This window comes from Candidatus Bathyarchaeota archaeon (genome assembly GCA_026014685.1).
Classification (GTDB): Archaea; Thermoproteota; Bathyarchaeia; order Bathyarchaeales; family Bathycorpusculaceae; genus Bathycorpusculum.
Genome location: JAOZHW010000007.1, coordinates 460,723 through 478,346 on the forward strand (window position 1 = coordinate 460,723; position 17,624 = coordinate 478,346).

The 17,624-nt window shown below is 43.8% G+C and carries 16 protein-coding genes and 1 tRNA gene; 9 read left to right on the forward strand and 8 right to left on the reverse strand.

The features are described from left to right. Positions 1 to 82: 82 nt before the first annotated feature. Positions 83 to 1,024 (forward strand): FkbM family methyltransferase, encoded by a 942-nt coding sequence (locus NWE96_06795; GenBank protein MCW3983688.1) that lies wholly within the window; start codon positions 83 to 85, stop codon positions 1,022 to 1,024. A 6-nt stretch (positions 1,025 to 1,030) separates the two neighbouring features. On the opposite strand, the gene NWE96_06800 is transcribed toward NWE96_06795, so the two are convergent. From NWE96_06800 to NWE96_06820, 5 genes are all read right to left on the reverse strand, one after another. Then, on the reverse strand, positions 1,031 to 2,041 hold the full coding sequence (locus tag NWE96_06800) for an NAD-dependent epimerase/dehydratase family protein (GenBank protein ID MCW3983689.1): 1,011 nt from the start codon (positions 2,039 to 2,041) through the stop codon (positions 1,031 to 1,033). A 73-nt stretch (positions 2,042 to 2,114) separates the two neighbouring features. Further along, positions 2,115 to 3,626, reverse strand: a complete 1,512-nt coding sequence (locus NWE96_06805; GenBank protein MCW3983690.1) for a GNAT family N-acetyltransferase — start codon at positions 3,624 to 3,626, stop codon at positions 2,115 to 2,117. An 84-nt stretch (positions 3,627 to 3,710) separates the two neighbouring features. After that, the gene (locus NWE96_06810) at positions 3,711 to 4,643 is read right to left on the reverse strand and encodes a hypothetical protein (GenBank protein ID MCW3983691.1); all 933 of its coding nucleotides are present in this window, start codon (positions 4,641 to 4,643) and stop codon (positions 3,711 to 3,713) included. Positions 4,644 to 4,702: 59 nt separating this feature from the next. Next, on the reverse strand, positions 4,703 to 5,557 hold the full coding sequence (locus tag NWE96_06815; protein ID MCW3983692.1) for a hypothetical protein: 855 nt from the start codon (positions 5,555 to 5,557) through the stop codon (positions 4,703 to 4,705). An 89-nt stretch (positions 5,558 to 5,646) separates the two neighbouring features. Then, positions 5,647 to 6,783 carry a glycosyltransferase gene (locus NWE96_06820; protein MCW3983693.1) on the reverse strand — a complete coding sequence of 379 codons (1,137 nt, stop codon included), beginning with the start codon at positions 6,781 to 6,783 and terminating at the stop codon, positions 5,647 to 5,649. Between the two features lie 154 nt (positions 6,784 to 6,937). On the opposite strand from NWE96_06820, the gene NWE96_06825 reads away from it, so the two are divergent. From NWE96_06825 to NWE96_06860, 8 genes are all read left to right on the forward strand, one after another. Next, positions 6,938 to 8,326 carry a B12-binding domain-containing radical SAM protein gene (locus NWE96_06825; GenBank protein MCW3983694.1) on the forward strand — a complete coding sequence of 463 codons (1,389 nt, stop codon included), beginning with the start codon at positions 6,938 to 6,940 and terminating at the stop codon, positions 8,324 to 8,326. Between the two features lie 89 nt (positions 8,327 to 8,415). Then, positions 8,416 to 8,658, forward strand: coding sequence for an AbrB/MazE/SpoVT family DNA-binding domain-containing protein (locus tag NWE96_06830; GenBank protein ID MCW3983695.1), 243 nt, complete (start codon positions 8,416 to 8,418; stop codon positions 8,656 to 8,658). Next, positions 8,642 to 9,082 (forward strand): PIN domain-containing protein, encoded by a 441-nt coding sequence (locus NWE96_06835; protein MCW3983696.1) that lies wholly within the window; start codon positions 8,642 to 8,644, stop codon positions 9,080 to 9,082. Before NWE96_06830 ends, NWE96_06835 begins: the two co-directional genes overlap by 17 nt. Before the next feature lie 227 nt (positions 9,083 to 9,309). After that, positions 9,310 to 10,065 carry a proliferating cell nuclear antigen (pcna) gene (gene pcn, locus NWE96_06840; protein MCW3983697.1) on the forward strand — a complete coding sequence of 252 codons (756 nt, stop codon included), beginning with the start codon at positions 9,310 to 9,312 and terminating at the stop codon, positions 10,063 to 10,065. A 13-nt stretch (positions 10,066 to 10,078) separates the two neighbouring features. Further along, positions 10,079 to 11,101 carry a DNA primase large subunit PriL gene (locus NWE96_06845; GenBank protein ID MCW3983698.1) on the forward strand — a complete coding sequence of 341 codons (1,023 nt, stop codon included), beginning with the start codon at positions 10,079 to 10,081 and terminating at the stop codon, positions 11,099 to 11,101. Between the two features lie 60 nt (positions 11,102 to 11,161). Then, complete coding sequence (locus tag NWE96_06850; protein MCW3983699.1) at positions 11,162 to 11,902, forward strand: polyprenol monophosphomannose synthase; 741 nt, start codon at positions 11,162 to 11,164, stop codon at positions 11,900 to 11,902. 63 nt (positions 11,903 to 11,965) lie between these two features. Then, the gene (locus tag NWE96_06855; protein ID MCW3983700.1) at positions 11,966 to 13,636 is read left to right on the forward strand and encodes a hypothetical protein; all 1,671 of its coding nucleotides are present in this window, start codon (positions 11,966 to 11,968) and stop codon (positions 13,634 to 13,636) included. 51 nt (positions 13,637 to 13,687) lie between these two features. Beyond that, positions 13,688 to 13,812 (forward strand) — tRNA-Ser (locus NWE96_06860). Between the two features lie 150 nt (positions 13,813 to 13,962). Here the strand turns inward: NWE96_06860 and NWE96_06865 are convergent. From NWE96_06865 to NWE96_06875, 3 genes are all read right to left on the reverse strand, one after another. Next, entirely contained in the window at positions 13,963 to 14,676 is a 714-nt protein-coding gene (locus NWE96_06865; protein ID MCW3983701.1) for a hypothetical protein, read from the reverse strand. A 62-nt stretch (positions 14,677 to 14,738) separates the two neighbouring features. Continuing rightward, positions 14,739 to 15,653 carry a GNAT family N-acetyltransferase gene (locus NWE96_06870; GenBank protein MCW3983702.1) on the reverse strand — a complete coding sequence of 305 codons (915 nt, stop codon included), beginning with the start codon at positions 15,651 to 15,653 and terminating at the stop codon, positions 14,739 to 14,741. Between the two features lie 700 nt (positions 15,654 to 16,353). After that, positions 16,354 to 17,607: an MBL fold metallo-hydrolase gene (locus tag NWE96_06875; protein ID MCW3983703.1), complete on the reverse strand. Its 1,254-nt coding sequence runs from the start codon at positions 17,605 to 17,607 to the stop codon at positions 16,354 to 16,356. Positions 17,608 to 17,624 lie beyond the last annotated feature (17 nt).

Genomic DNA, 17,624 nt, shown 5'->3' on the forward strand with positions numbered 1-17,624 from the left:
GAATATAGATTCAGTCTTCTGAAGATTAATAATTAAAAATCATCAACCTTGGTATTGCCCCCCAAAATGGAAAGGAATGTAATTGGTTACTTTAACTGGACTAATAAAAACATTAACTGTCACCTCTAAACCACTTGATTGTTTACCCTACCCTGACAGGAAAAAAATTCAATTCAGAAGAGGTCCTACACTGGAACTTACATTTCCACAGTTTAGGAATGCCCGAGATAATATTAGTTTACTGAAAAGATATGGAATCAGACAAGTGACTTATGATCTATTCGAGGCGGATTTCGGCGACTTCAAGATGACAGCAAATCTAAAAATAGTATGCAGAATGTGCCAGCTTGCAGATTTCTTTGAAAAGAATAATTATCAGATTACTAAGGTCGATGAAGATATTTTCCGAATAAAAAAGGGTAAACTCGAACTAGAAGGCACCTTTAGAATGTTGGAGATATTCAAAGAGTTGAATTCAGGTGCGTACGAAGCAGACTTTAATGATAGGGTTGTCCTTGATATTGGTGGTTTTCAGGGCGAATCAGCCGTCTACTTTGGCATGGTAGGAGCAAAAAAAGTTATCGTTTATGAACCCGTCCATGAATATTGCCGATTAATCGAAAAGAACGCTAGCTCTAACCATGTTAACGCTGAAATTCATTGCTCTGGAATTGGTAATGAAAACACTATCACGGCGCTTAGCATTTTCGACCCAGTTTATGAAGGTAGCGATCAACCTAGAAAAGAAATTGTCAAAATCACGAACATCACAGACATAATAAATCAGAGCAAAGCCGATATTGCAAAAATCGACTGCGAAGGAGCCGAAATATGTCTTACCACAGTTCCAAGTGAGGTCCTGAGAAAAATCCCCCAGTACATTATTGAGCTGCATGGCCTGCAAGTTCGAAAAGCGGTTACTTCGAAATTTCTAGAAGCAGGATTTAAAATTACAAAGTCAAAAGGGGGCTCTATTTCAACAGTTCATTTTCAACAAGGTATAGACAAAGAAAATAAGTTATAGGCACCGCTAAACCAGTTTTTCTCTCCAAACTTGCGGCGCTTTCTTTGTTATCTCAAGCGGCAACCTATAGGTTGGTTCTTGAGGACCGACCTCTTTTGCCCACTTAACCATGATTTCAATGCCCTTTTTCAAGTTCGTCGTTGTCTTGTAGTTGAGTAGCTTTTGTGATTTCTCACTAGTACAATACGCGTATTTCACTTCGCCGGGTCTTGCATCCTGATAAATAGGCTTAAGCTTGCTGTTCATGGCTTTTAAGACAACTTGGCAAGCGTCGTTTATTGAGGTAACCTCGTCGCTGCCAACATTAATTGTCTCGCCGTTAGCTTTACTTTCTAAGCCTGCATTAGCGATGGCAGGTGCCACGTCGCCGATGTAAGAGAAAGCCCGTTCTTGTTTACCGTCACCGAAAATGTAGGGTTCTTTGTTCTTCATAATTCGGTTTATCCAAATTCCCAATACGTTTCTGAAGGGGTCAGCGATGTTTTGTCTTGGGCCATAAACGTTGTGGGGCCGTATAATTACAAAATCAAAATCATACGTGTGAGCAAATATTTTGAGCATGTTTTCACAGTAAGCTTTGCCGCATCCATATGGGTCTTCGGGCATAGGCAACATTTCTTCACTGAAAGGTGGTTGCTGGCTCCCATAGACTGCCATTGAAGAGGTGAAAACGAATTTTTGGACGTTGTTGTTGACCGCAGCAACTAAGAGGTTATTCATAGGTGTTAAGTTTATGTCGTTGATTTCGATGGGTGAAAATATTGATTGCCCTTCTGCTGCGTAGGCAGCTAAATGGAAAACTATGTCGAATTTTTCTTCACTAAAAATTGTGTCGACTTTTTGGCGGTCACGAAGGTCTGCTTTGATGAATTTACTTTTCTTGTTAACGTTTGATTCGTAGCCTCCGCTTAGATCGTCAACCGTTACGACTTTGTGACCTCTTTCAATAAGTTCATCAACGAGCCATGAGCCGATAAAGCCTGCTCCGCCTGTGACAAGGACTTTTTTGGATTTCACCAAACTTATCAACCTTTAATTTCTTTTACGTGAACAGGCTAATAATATTACCTCTTACCCTTTTTTCAGTATGTTATTGGCGGCTTCTTAGGCGTCTTTTAACCTTAGCCTTATTTCTGCTTATCCAGCTGAAAACAGGAATAAGCGGGCCCTTTAGCCACTGTGGCAGAGCATCTTTGAGGTCACGATGCAACCCCAAACGTATAGCAACTCTACCTTTCGAAGTTAATGGCACATAGTAACGCGCAATGGGAAACTTTTTGAAGCCGTTGTTTTCCTTGAAAGTATCCAATGAGGGGTGGTTTCCGATTCTGCCATACATAAGCCACCTGTTGCCATTGGCCGCACAAACTTCTACTGCTTTGGCTAGAAGAGCATTGTTTAGGGCTTTGTCCCAGTGTTTCTGTAACGAGAGGATCTGGGAGATGATGGCGATTTGGTCACCGTAGACAATCTGGATAAAACCAACTAATTCGTCGTCAATGTAGGCTCCAATGAAAGTGGCTTTTTTTGCCATAGCCATATTGTCGCCTACGGATTTGAGTGATTCTCCATAGTGCGGGAAGGCTCGACCCTGCCTAATCGGTGTTTCATTGTAGATCTTCCAGATGCCCTCAACCAACTTGTCGTCGAGATCGACCACTTTGACTTTTACACCGCTCTTTTCGGCTCGCCGAACCATATTGCGGGTTTTCTTACCCACCGAACTGAACCAGTCATCAAAGGTTGTTATCTCTAACAAACCCACATTGTCTTCCGTTCGCAACCAATTACTCTGCGGATTCGTTATTGGGCAACACCAGGCGCGTTCTAGAAAAGTGTAGATATCCACCCTGCGTTCTTCAAGTTTTTCGATGAAAGCTTGAGTTGGAGAGGCATTTTTTTCGTATTCTTGGTTATCTTTAGCTATCTTTACAAAGAACTTCTTTCTAACTTGGACAGAGTCAAATTCATCATCCACTTCAAGCAAAAATTTTAGTGCTTCGTAGTAGCGGCCTCTGTGGTTTTTTTTGCCAGTAACGAATAGCCATTCTGGATGAATAGATATCACTGTACCTTCCTTTAACCACGTTTTAATTTCCTCTTTTACGGTATCCAGTCCAACCTCAAATATTCTAGTATCTAAGCTGGTAGTTTTGTATTCATGAAAAGACTGCAACGGGAAACCATTGGGCACTGAAGATTGCTTTTGCCCAAGTTTACGTTTCCAAAGTAGTTGCGCAAACCTGTTGGAGGTACCATGATATGTGTAGAAGTTCACGGTTCTTCCAGTTCCCTTCTCTAGACTCGTTAGTTCTTTTTCTGCGTCGTTAGCTATATGTAATCCGATTTCATGTCTATCCGGCTGTAGCAGTTCCAAAAGTTTTTTATCGGGAATCGTATACGGCGTAAAGAACCAGTAAGCTTTCACCTTTTTGGGCGATTCGTTTACCATTTTGGCGATGACACGGGCATTTCTAAGATAATCTTTTCCCTTTCTGTTTTTGATGCCTAATGCCACATAGAAAAAACTTTTCTTCCTCGACGAGGGATAAGGGTAATCAACATCTATTCTGAGTTTTATCGTTGCTTGAATTTCAGTCACTTAAGAAGACTCCACTTGTTTAGCCGTGGCATTAACGTGGCATTGTTATCTTGCTTCTTTTATGAAAACTTATCTGTAAAGCTATCATAGCTTACTGATTTGATCGAACAATTCCTCACGCACGTAGTACTGCTTGATTTTTGGGTTATCGATGAATTCTTGAATAATCGGCGGATGTTCCTTTCTTTCTACGAAACCGTATGGTTCAGGATAGTGATACCTAAGCTTATACTGTATGTCCATCAAAAACTCTGAAGCCAGTTTCCAAAACTCAGAATCATCTGTCTTGGTCTTCAACGTTTCGTATGCCTCTTGGAATTTAGGCATGGTAAAGTATTCTGCGTGTCGTTTGGCTTTTTTTAGGAACATCTCTGGAAAAAGCGCCCAATACCTGTAGATATGTTTAGGTAAATAGATCGCCCTAGAGAGGTGATCATGACAATTATTACCATATACAAGTTCTATGCCTTTGTCTAAATAGTTGGAAAGCCGTTTTGGGTTTAAAAAGGCTTTAATTTTTTTCTTCCTCAGGTACCTTTTATCTAAACCCAACCTCCATGCATCTTCGATGGCAATTACTTCAGGCAGATTTTTCGAAAAGCGAAATCGGTACTCTTCATTTAGTTTGCGAGTGTTCAACAATTGTACGAAGGGAAAACTAAATGTATTAACGTCCGGGTAAATGCTTGGCAGAACTTTGATATAGTTGGCTGTTTGTTCATGGATTATTTCGTTGGCTTGAATCGAAAAGATGTACTCATGTTGGCATCTGCCTCGTACTTCGTTGGTAACGTCAGCCAGTACAGTCATGTCTTTTTTGTCAGGCCACCGATAACGATAAACCTTAACTTTTGAGTTTGCTTTGGCGATTTTTTCCAAGATTTCAAAGGTCCCGTCTGTTGAGTATCCATCTGAAACCAAAAATTCGTCACATGCGGGCAAAGCAGAAGCTATTGCTTCAACAAAGGGATAACCTTGCTCCAGCACGTTTTTAACTATCATGAACCCTGAAATCATAAAATCACATTTGCTGAACTTGTTTAAAAATTCTTGTAACTTACAAAAATTGTGTCCTCTTAGGATTTAACGTATTTCCTGAGTTTCCTCTTAAAAGATTTGTATAAACTCTCAATGAGGGTTGGTCGACGATATCGCTCAGGTTGCCACTTTTCAAAGCTAACCTCGGATATTTTGAATTTTTCCTCGTCAAAAAGGACATATTGTCCGCTCTTTATTCGTGGAGAGTTTTTGAACAATTCCAAGTTTGAAGCAGTGATGTCATCTTTGTGGTCCCGATCTCGACGAGGTTTAAGCGGTATACAAACCGAACAAAGCGGGCAGAAAGTTGAAATCTGTTTTTGGAACGCGGAAATCGGTTTATTCCACCAGCCTTTTTCTATGGGTAAACCGAGGTTGTACCCCAGAATCATGTCAAAGGCGCCCATAACTTCACAGCGGTAACACCCTTTTGGGGTAATGCTTGGGCTCCATTGGTCGGCAAGCCAGCATGCGCTTATAAATTTGTTCCGTGTTGCCTCATCCTTGATTAAATCTTTACTGGCGCATAGAATTGGTTGGTGAACAACTGTTTCTGAATGGGGATTGTAGTAGATAACACCGTAGTTTTCTCTTATGAACGCTTCTTTTCCGAAGAAATTCGATGTCCATATCCCTCTTTGTTCTTTTTTTGGGATTTTTGACGCGAAATATTCTGTGAATTCTTTAATCTGTGGATGAAGAGTTGTGTTGCCGCCAATTATACCGATAACTTTGGGCCAATCCTCAAGTGAGTCCACCGCTTTCTTGAAGGTTTCCAAGTCCATATCCCATTTCGGAGCGTGTGAAATCAGATGGGTGCAGTTTGCACAGTTTTTTTCACATCGGTTGGTGATGTCTATCTGGATGCACCAGGTTTCTTTGGCATCTTTCATCGAAGCACACTCCTATTTTGCTCGTGTTGTTTTTACATCTTAGTTTGCTGGGAGCTTAATTTTACATGGTTGTGCCTATATATAACGGTTCAATGCAAACTCTTATCAATAGAATTCTGGAGTTCAGACCAAACCTTGTTTTGAAAAGCCTCAGGCGTCAATATCCCAATTTTGCTCCATAATTCTCTACGTTTAAGCTCCCACGTGTTCTCAGCATCCATAAACCGCAGAATTTTCTCTTTCAAGTCCTCGACCGTTTGCCAACGGTACCGGGCTGGGATGAATTCCCTCATACCGCCGCTGTCATGCACCACTGTCACGCAGCCACTTGCCAACCCCTCCACTGGCGCGATGCCGAAGTGTTCTCCCTCCATGAGGTGCACATAGATACGGCTGTCCTGAAGCAACTCCAGCAGGTCTGGAGTGGGCAGGTTGGTTTTTAGGTTGTAATTGGGGGGGAGGCTTTGTTTGAATCGTTCAAACCATTGTTTTTCTGCTTCGATTAGGCCGCCGACGCTTACGAACTCAAATTGTGGCAAATCCGTGGCGAGTTGTTTTAGGATTTCATGCCGCTTGGCAGGGATGAAGCGGGCCACGTACACGACGCGTCTTTTGCGTTGGGCGAGGGGTTTGTCGCACCAGAACTTTTCGAGGTTCACAGGCGGGTAGACTACTATGGGGTCTTTGGCGCCATGCGTCTTCCAGAGGGCTGTGAGGGCGTCTTTTGTGTAGTTGCTGTTGCAGAAAACCAAATCCAACTTGCTTATGCCTTGTTCCACCCAATGCTTAAACAGCCACAAATACAGCTTCCGTTTCAGTGTGCCCCTTGCGTAGTCGTAGTGGATTTCGGGGAAATGCACGTAGGCGATGTTTTTTTTGGCTTTGTTTAGGAAAACGGGTTCAAAAGGCGAGCTGGATTGGGTGGAGAAGAGGTAGTCGTAGCTTAGTTGTTTTCGGTATTTTTTGAGGAGTTTGGCGAAGTTGCGGTGTCGCTTGTAGATGGTGAACGGTGGTTTCTCGTCGGTTCGGTGTCCCAGTGAGTGGATAGCGACTTGTTTGGGAAAGGTTTCGCCGACGATGTCGCGGTACTTGGCTGCGTCGAAGTCAAAGGTTAACAGCTCCACGTCCTGCCCGTGGTTGAGGAGGGTTTTGATTACGTTGTGGCAGACGCGTTCTCCGCCGCCGTATATGTCGAGGTATGGGTGAACGACTAGGAACTTGGCCAAGCGTTTCAGTCTCTTTTGAGTTGGGTTGTCTCTTCTTTTTCTTTTGGCAACTAAAGAAGTTTGCTAGACGATGGGTGTAGGCGTTTTTTAGCAAGATATATACGCGGGGTTGGAAAGTGTGTTGTAGGATGGCGCTTCGGTGAAACAAGAAAAAATGACCTCCCAAAGGAAGCTTAAAGTTGTTTTCGCTGACCCCCCGTTTGGAAAAGAAGCTAAAGGGGAAGCCGTAACTGAATCTCCGAATTTGGGCATTCTCTACATCATCGGCTACGCCCGAGAGCGCCTATCAAACGTTGAATTTACCTATCTTGAGCCGTTTCTCTCCCTCGAGGAGCACTTAGAGAAAGTTAAGCAAATCAAACCTGACGTTTACGCCATCTCTTTCACCACTCCGAGAAGAGACCTCTCCTTTGAAACCATCGCCAAGGTGAAGGCGCTGGGTTTGGACATGGTTATGGCTGCTGGCGGTGCGCACCCAACCATCGACCCCGAGGACGTCTTAAAAAACACCGCCATCGACGTCTGCATCGTGGGCGAAGGCGAAGAAACAACAACCGAGTTGCTCCAAAGAATCCAAGCCAACCAACCCATAATCGACGTTTTGGGCACTGTTAACCGCCAAAAAAACAACGGTCTACGCCCCCTGCTGACCGACATAGACTTTTTCCCTGCTTGGGATCTGATCGACTTCGAGAACTATGATGTCGCGGTAAGCAGAAAGAAACGTATGGCCTACCTTTTGCCCATCCGCGGCTGCCCCAACTACTGCACCTACTGCAGCAACCCCGTCTGGAAACTCGAAAAGCCTTGGATTCGTATGCGGTCGCCGAAGAACATCGCCCAAGAAGTCCAGTACCTCTACGGCAGGGGCATACGGGAAATCTACATCCGCAGTGACACCTTCAACGTAGACATAAAGTGGGCGCTTGAGGTTCTATGCGAAATCGAGAAACTAAAGCTGAAGGGATTGATTTTCCAGTGTAACCTGCGCGCTGACAAACTTAACGATGAACTGGCCAAGAAGCTGCATGACGTGCATGTTTGGCTGGCGCATATCGGGTTGGAGTCTGCTAACGACCGCGTGTTGCGGGGTATCGGCAAAAACGCCACTCAAGCCGACAACATCCGCACCCTCGAATTGCTCAAGAAGCACGGGGTTAAAGTTTATGGGTTCTTGATGCTCTACAACGCTTGGGAAACCAACGGCAAACTCGAATACGAAACGCCTGAGGAAGTCCAAAACACACTCGACTTCGCCAAAAACTGCCTCAAAGACAACCTCATCGAATACATCTCTTGGTCCATAACCAACCCCATCATCGGCTCTAAACTCTACCACATAGCCAAAAAACACGGCATAGCAGCCTACAACGTCAAAATCGGGAACTGCATGCGGCTACCAGGCATCAGCGAGGAGCAGATGGTGGAGCATGTGAAGCAGGGTATGATACTGCAACTCTTAAACGGCATTCAAAAAGGCATGATAGCTGGAAAGGGTGCGAAGAGGGCTGCACAGAAAGCTGTGAAAATACTTAACATGTAACTGGTCCCATTAAATGTTAAATTATGTTGTTTAGGGGCGGCTTCAGGTTAAGTTTATTTTGCCCAATTAATTGGGTAAAATGGTGCCCTGTGACCGAGACCACCTACTACGAAAACAAAATTTACTTACCTAAAGAAATAAAGAAAAAACTAGGTATAGTAGAGGGAGACGTGTTGCATATCGAAATCGTTGAAAAAGGTACAGTAAAACTAAGTGTAGTACGCAGATGCGGTGCAGCCAAGAGGGCACTGGAAAAACTTGACAACCCTCCAGATATGGGGACAATTAAGGGAACCTTGTCAAGGGAAGAAATCTATGAAGATATTACTTGACACAAACATCCTGGTGCATGCATATAACAAGTCTTCACCTCATCAACAAGAAGCCGCCAACATTCTAAAGAAAGCCCTGAAGGGAGAAACAAAAGCCTGCTTAACGCCTCAAATCCTCTATGAGTTATTTATGGTAGTCACTAACCCAAAAAGAGTTGAGAAGCCCCTGCCAATTGCTGAAGCAGCCGATTTATGTATCGACCTTTGGGAAAGCAACAATATCGACAAATTAAACCATTCAGAAGTTGCACTGTTGGAAGTCTTCAAGCTTGTAAAGAAGCTTAAACTTGACAGAGCTAAGATTTTTGATTGTGTGCTGGCTGTGATTGCTAAAGAAAACAACGTAAAGACAATCTTCACAGAAAACATCGATTACTTCAAGCGGTATTCATTCTTAAAAACGCATAACCCGTTTGAAAGATAAATTTGCGGTCGCCATAGCCCCCCATATTTGGGGATTTGGAGCAGCGTTTTTGCAGTGAAGCAGGCAGAGCAACAATTCACCACAGGCCTCTATCAAGTTGAAGCCAATCAGCCGAGTTTCGTGTTTGCTGCACCCTATTTTGGAGGTTTCGGGACAAATTTATTAACCAAAACTGCAGTGATATGCTAATATAACCCAGTTGTGTATGCATTGAGCGAGGAAGAGGTATGTTTAAGCTTAAAGTGTCTGACGCTAAACTCCTAAGAGACATGGCAACCGCCATTTCAATTCTAGTTGACGAAGCCACATTCAAAATTGAAGCCGACGGCTTAAAACTACGAGCCATGGATCCATCACGCGTTGCCATGATAGACTTCGAATGGCCAAAAAGCGTCTTCCAAGAATACGAGGCAACTGAACCCACAAAAATCTGCCTCAACATAAGCGAACTCCTCAAACTACTAAAACGAGCAGGCAAAGACGAATCCGTCGAACTCAGCCTCGACGACAAAACAGGCAAACTGCTCGTCACCATAATGGGCAAGTACGCCAGAAAATTCACCATGAGCATGCTTGAACCCAGCGAAGAAGAAGTTCCAACACCAAAAATCAGCTTCAACGTCAAAGCAAAAACCACAACCACAGGCTTAAGCCAAGCCATCGAAGACGCACAACTCGTAAGCGACCACGTCAAAATCGAAGCAGAACCAGAAAAAATGACACTCAGCGCAACAGGCGACATCATGGGAGCAACCATAACCATCCAAAAAGGCACCGACGCACTCCTAGACCTCGAAGTCAAAGAGAACGCCAAAGCCACCTTCAGCCTCAGCTACCTAAGCGAAATCATCAAAGCCGCATCAGCAAGCAGCGAAATAGCTACCCTAGAATTCTCTACAGACATGCCCATAAAAATCGACTTCCAACAGGCAAAAGAGGGAAAACTGACCTTCTTCTTAGCGCCCAGAATCGAAACCGAATAGGCGCAAAGACAAAATGGAATTGGCCGTAATTTCCATCGAGGATTACGCCAAATACCCCTTTCTTAAACAAGCATCATCACAAATCAAGGAACTAGACTTAACCATCCAAAACCTCGTCGAAGACCGCTTCGTTCTGGAACGCGCCCAAAAACGCGTGGAATGCGCCATCCTCGACCTAACCACAGGCCAGATGGATGTGGATAGGCGCAAAGAAATCTCGTCTTTTGCCGCTTCTCTGATTTTAGTCATCGCCACCAAAAAACCGTGGATAAAAAAACGGTACGCTTTAGCAGTAGCAAAAACCGCCTACAGCCAACTGTTAAACGAAAAAAACCCAAAACCCAAAATTGCAGCGATAGCTAAAGACTTCGACTGGGACATCTCCGACGGCAGTGAAGCCTACAAAGATTTCCGCATCGGTTTCACCTTCTACTTAAAAAACGCCGCCCACATGCACGGCAACGAATGGAAACTCGTCAACCAAATCATCGACAAAGGCAAAGTCTACCTAAATAAAGACAAAGTAGCACGCTTACTCCAAGAAGAAATCAAAAACCGCATAGAAAAACGCCTCGACATAGCTGAACTCAAAAACCTCCCCGAAGACATAAACATAATCGCCTACAAACTCAACGCGTTAGCCCAAGACATCATGGGGCAAGAAACAGAAGAGATGCCCAAAGTGGTGGTTCAAGCAGCTTTCCCACCCTGCATAAACGCGCTCTACGCCGAAGCCGCAGCCGCCCACCATCTCAGCCACATCGGACGCTTCACCCTCACCTCTTTCCTACTCAACATAGGTATGACACCTGAAGCAGTAAACGAAATGTACAAAACCTTCTCCGACTACAACGAACGCTTAACCCGCTACCAAATTGAACACATCGCAGGTGAACGTGGCTCAGCAACCCAGTACAAGCCGCCGCAGTGCTCAGTTCTACAGACGCATGGGGTATGCAAAAACCGTGACGAATTGTGCCGTCGCATCTATCACCCGTTGGGATATTATTTAAAAAAGCAGAAAATACAAAAATAAGTTGATAGCTCGCTTAAAGTTTATTAATTCATACATACTGCTATTGCATTGGCACCCTTTATGGACTGCACAATAATGGGAACAGCACCAAACTCGGAAATCGGTGTCATTCTGCCAACGTACGGCGAAGCCGACAACATATCCAGATTAATAGACGACATAGAAAACCTGCACCTAAACACATCCATCCTCGTCATAGACGACTCCAGCCCCGACGGAACCGCCCGAATCGTCTTAGAAAAACAAAAACAGCACCCAAACGTGGTTCTTTGCAGCCGACCAAAAAAATCAGGCTTAGGCACCGCCATAACCGACGGCTTTAGATATTACCTCTCAGCAACCTATCCGCCAAAATACGTTTTCACCATGGACGCCGACTACTCCCACAACCCCCAAGACATCCCCAAACTTCTGGCGACCATGCGGGATTGCAACTGCGCCATCGTCATAGGTAGCCGCTACCGTGAAGGCGGAGAAATCCAAGGTTGGCCAGTTTCAAGAAAAATCATCAGCAAAACAGCCAACGCCATCGCCCGCACAGCACTAGGCTTGGATCTTCATGACTGTACAAGCGGCTTCCGCTGCTACTCCACCGAATTTCTAAAATCCGCCATCAACCACCTTCACAGCCACACCTATGAGATTCAAATAGAAACCGTGCGGCAAGCAGCACTCGGCCACTTTGAGGTCAAGGAGACACCTGTTTTGTTCGTTAACCGCAAGCAGGGTAAGTCCAAGTTGACTTGTACGGAAATCCAAAGTTTCCTCTCCTACACTCTGAAGGCTGTTTGGCGTTCTTAGGTGTGGTTAAAAATTTAAAAAGCCCCCAAGGCGTCTTTAGGGTTTTAGAGATGACAAGTTAACTTGAAAAGGGGCAGCACCAAGGCTTTTGCGGTTGCAGTTTTTCTTTTAGCGGTTAGCGTCGCATTGGGGGTTGTCAGCATCTATCCAGTGACAACAGGCGCAAACCATTCAGTAGTCATAATCGACGACAGCTTTCACCTGAGTCCAAACGAAGTGCGCCGACAAGGCATCGGTTCATTTCACGGCGACGAAAACCTCACCCTAAAAGTCATCAGTAACGATGTCTTCGTTAAGAACTTCTCGGTTGTGGCTTACGACGGTTACCGCTTCAACATCTCCACCACGCAGAATGTCACGTACGCTTTTAACGCTGGAGCAGACTACTATGAAGCAGTCTTCACCACAAACGAAACCAACAGTGGAACCGTCCGATTCCAAGTCTCAGTCTATGAACCCGAAGTTACGCATCCGCTGGCTTGGATGGACACACCCGCAAAAATCATGTTCCTCGCCAGTTTAGTTGCAGTTACGGTTGTAATCCTAAAAATGGGCATCCTCAATCGGATTGCACTGGGGCAAGGCAAAAACGGTTTGGAGACCATCAGCCAAACCAACCGCCACCGCTTAATAGCACTTCTGGCGCTTTCTTTGGTGTTGTGGTTTCTGGTTTTAGCTTTCAACCCGAACCCGCTGGGCACCTTTGAAAACTGGTACACCGACCACGCACGCCACCCATACGTTGCAAGCCTATTCCTAAAGGACGGTTTAGCCATATTCAGCCAACCTCTGGACACTTTGGCAAGCCAAGATAATTCGCGGTTTATGTTTGTAACTTGGCCTGAGATGCCTCATCTTTACCCAGTTGGCAGTGTGGCTTTGTTTCTGCCTTTTGGCGTGTTGTTGCAGGCGGGGGTGGATGCAGTTTTGGTGTATAAGCTGGAGATAGCGGTTTTCTTGGTTTTCGCCCACCTCTGCCTGTACCTGTTTTTGGAGGTGTTCTTAAAGAAAGATATGCATCTGTTTTGGAAGTTGGTTGGACTATACATCGCTTATGTGTCACTTGTGGTTTACGCAGCCAACGGGATGTTTGATTCGGTAGCGTTTGTTTTTGGGCTCGGAGCAGTTTTTATGTTTCTAACTGGCCGCTATGACCGTTTTGTGTTGTTAACTGCGGTTTCGGTGTTGTTTAAGTATCAAGCAGGCATCTTTCTGTTGCCCTTCATCGCTGTCGGAGTTCTGGAACTGCTGAAAACCAACCGCTTAACAGGAGTCGTTAGGAATAAACCTGTAGTTTTAGGCGTGATACTCGCCGCAGCAAGCTGTTTCACAGCTTATCTGAGTGCACCTTACCTGCTGGCTACTCGTCCGGAGCTTGTTTTAAACGGCATCAACGCCTTTATGCCACATGCCCAAATCGGTTGGTCGATGCAGTCAACTGCGGTACTGCTGACACTTGGCGCCACCATCGCTTACTCAGTATATATGCTTAACAAAAACAGGTTCCTTTCGTTTAGCGCTCTTTTTCTGCTGTTGCCTAGCTTCACTTTGCCTTACTTCCAGAACTGGTATTTACCTTTCCTGTTCGTTTACGTGCTGGTGCCTCAGCGCAGAGAAGAGTCTGAGGTCACGTTGGTTTGGTTGGTGTTTATGATTTTTGTGTTGTCATTTGGCGGGGTGGCGTTTAATCCGCTGCAGATTTGGGGGCATTTCCAGAAGATGGTTGGATTATGAGCGCTGTTTACTGAAAACTCTTTTAGCCAGAACCGCAATCTTATGGCTTGGGCCGGGGTGGCGGAGTGGTTATCGCGCCAGCCTCGAGATCATATCAAAGGGCGCCAGATTACTTACTGGCGGGATAGCTGGTGGGCTTCGTGCTCGCAGGGGTTCGAATCCCTTCCCCGGCGCCAACAACATACCTTTGGACAAACACCCGGCTAGCCGCTATTTGGGCTTTCGAAAGATTTCGCCCTTCTCGTAATCGCAAACGTATTGGAAACCTGGATACAAATGGGTTAAGTTTCCATATCCACATCGATTTAGCGTTGCTCTATAGACTATTATTTTTTCAGGGCAATTTGCCGCAGGGTTTCTTGCATTTCAGGCTTTTGATATTTTTGTTCATTTTCTAGATAGTCAACCACGGTTTCATATTCTATTTTGTCCATTTTTTCCTCTAGCCAATGAACACCTTCAGATTTGAGTCGTATCAAGGACCAAAGGTTCATGCCATTCTCTTTGGCGGCCTCGGTTGCCCCTTGTTCCCTATCAATCAGTACAACGACATCATCACACGTTATTTCTACGCCTTTGTCCTTTGCTGCTTGAAGGATCTGCGCTTTTGCGATAAGCTTAGTGTTAAATTTTGTTGCTAAGTCATCGATTATAGCAACCTTATCTCCGTTCTGGAAGTCACCCTCGACTAAAGCATGGTGCCCATGGCTGCTGAGCTTAGTTTTCAAATCGGGCAATTTTTTATAAAAATCTGCGACATCCTCAACACTCTCTATGTGCCTGCCATAGCACGATGGAAGACCTGTTGAAATAGTAATAGCTGAAGCTAGGGGAATTCCAGCCATGTATAAACCAACAGTTCTTGTAACTGCAGGTGTTTTTGTACTAATAAGTCCTCCGAGGGCTCCGCCTATATCACAGAGTATTTGTTTGCTTGTCTTCTTACTTCCCATCGGTCTAAGATTAATGTAAATGGGACTCCAAATTTTTGCTCTCAGAATGTATCCTTTAGGGTTGCCTCTATACCAAGTCTCAATCATACCTTGGTCATAAAGCATTTGGATTATTGCTTTGCCTGTTTCCTCTCTGTTAAAGGTCGTAACTAGTTAACTCTCCTCTGCATGACGCTGAATTCACCATAAGTAGGAATCTTGAATTCTTTTATCTTTCGGAAACCCACATTAGCATAAAATGCTTCTCTTTCCTTAAATGCATCAAGGCAAATCGATGAAACCCCATTGAATTTACAATAATCTATGAAAAATAGCAAGAGTTGCTTTCCAATACCTTTGCCCTGAACTTCCTTATCTACTGCAAGAGTTTCTACCTTGACTGTTTTAGGGTTCAAGTGAATGAAATGAAGTACTGCAAGAAGTTTGTCTCCATCCTCAACAACAAATACTTTGCCTTTCTTGCTAATTTTCAAGAAGTAAAGGTATTCTCCAATTTCAGATTTATCTATTCGTGGGTCCCCGCACTTTGGCCAGCGTTTTTTGCAGTCATTATAGTTTAATTCACGCAAAAAATCGCCAGGCGGCATTAAAACCGGTGGGTAAGCCCACTCTATATCAGGTGGATATCCCTCAAGTAATAGGAAGTAATTGTCCTCTTCATGAATGATTGTTGAAAAGAAATGGGGAAAACAAATCGCTGTGTTTCTAGCTGCTATGCTCATTGTTTTCACATCGGTTGCTCCTGCAGCCAGGGCAGCATTAGCGACAATCCGGAGAGTTTTTCCCGTATCAACCCGTACGTAAGTAATTAGGACTTTTTTGTCCTTAATCTTATCCCCAGGAAAATTTGTTACTTCTAAAGCGTCACCTTTTCTTACGACGTCGCATGTATAGGTCTCAATCGCTTCATCTTCTAATATCTCAGGTAATCGACCGATAATCTCAACGCCAGATATTCCGACTCCAATGAGAACTGGAAGGTTCTTACCATAATATTGGCGTAGCTCAAAAGCAAGCGACTTTAATAGGCGACTGAAGATATCCTCTGTTAAATATACATCCAACGTCTGCACTGCTACTGTATATTTTATGCTAACTTCTCTGGGGGCATCGCTCTAACTGGATGTAGCTCTATTTCATTGCCAAGTGCATCGCTAAAGCAGCGACGACAAAGAATTCCATTGTTTGTCTCGTATTTGCCAGTAATAGCTTCATGTATATGAACTCCGCAATGTGCACATGTTATAGCTGGTTTTTCGCAAAGTTGAAGTCGTAATGAACTAATTCTTTTTCTTGTAGCTTCATTCACCCCAGATTCACCTCTAATCAACTACAACATTCCCTCCTTTTAACATAAAAACCTAACGTTTTTGCCCACTCCTTTTATCAAGCCAAATAACGAAATTGGCTTTGTTTTCTTTTACAAACTCCAATACTAGCGACACTGTAGTTTTAGCGCTCGGCACTTTTCCGTCTAAGAGAGGCATTTCTTTCCTAAGCTGTTCTACAAGACTCTTGTCGTCTTCATCGATATTAATTGTGGGCAATGTTAATACACTTTCCTCTATCGCTGAATTAAGAATATAAAGTTTTGTGTTATTAATATATATATGTAATAATATATTAAAAACATAATATAATAAAATTATATTATAACAAAATAACAAAATCTTTCTTGAATCCGATTTTTGTGGAAAACACGTAGGGGTTGTTGGACAATCTACGTATTCTCGCAATCTTCAGTCGCTTTCAAATTGATTTATTTCAGGGATATAATAAACTTCTAGTCAATATTTCGATAGCCTCATTAGTGCATCTAAAAGTATTCCCATTGTTAGTTATCTCCGAGCAAACGCCCTTATCAGGATGCCCATACTTATTGTTAGTACCCGCTGAAATAACCCAGCAACATTGGTTGGTAGTAGTCTTCAAAACATCTTGATTCCAATTCTTTAATGAACCATGATGTGGGACAAGCGCCATATCGAGCCGTGAAAGCTTACTTCCAAAATGAACTTTCATCTGGGGCCAAGCAAGATTCAGATTAATATCGCCCGTGAGCAGATAGTCAACCGCTGACGGATGAAGAATTGTCAGTTTATCTGCGGATTGGATTGTCATAAAAGAGAGATATCGGCATGGAAAAGAGCCAGCAAAACTTGCTTGGAGTGGTTTTCCTCGAAGCGGACCGTGATATAAAACAAGCGAAGTATCGTTAAAATCGCCACCAAGCTTGCTATAGCAGTGTCGTAAAGCACCCAGTTTCTTCCTATCATGAATGATTTCTTCTAAGCTGTCCTTGCCGTTAACGCTTCGTACACAGCTTTCAAAGCGAGTTTTAAAGGCATCTTCCACCTTGCGGTTGAAGAATCTAAAAATCCAAAAGCCAGCCAACAGCAGACTTGAATCATGCCTTTTTGCAGATAGCCTTCTATCGGCAATCATTCGGGAGACTACCGAGCTCTCGGTAGTTTGGACTTTATGAATCAAGTCTTCATCATCCGGTAGTTTGTCTACGTTTATCTTGTCATCCGTTTCGTTATTAAAACGGTAATCCTGAAACACATAGTCGTCCTCAGGAGGTCTAGGCTCGTTTTGCCCAAAGAGAATTATCCTTTTCACACCTTTTCTTGCCAAGAAATAAATGGGATCTGCCCAAAAATCACGCAACCATTCGGGTGGATTGCTGGATTCTAAGGCGACCATAAGTCGATCTGTTGGTTCTAAATAGGGAAGCATAACGGTGTCAATGGTTGTTTGACATCCAATTGAATCATATAATAAAGAATAAAGTCCATTTATATGATCTGAGTGTAAATGTGAAATGACCAGTAAACCAATATGATCACCTTGCAAGTCATTCCTTTTGTAATTTTCAACTACCGATTCAATCTGGTTTTTATTGTCTGATCCGCAGTCGTAAATAAAGTTAAAGTTGTTTATTTTGCCGCTATAAAAAAGACCTTGTCCAACATTGTGAAAGGTGAACCTAGCGCTTACTGGAATGTTTGATCGCATAACAGTCCGTATGGTGC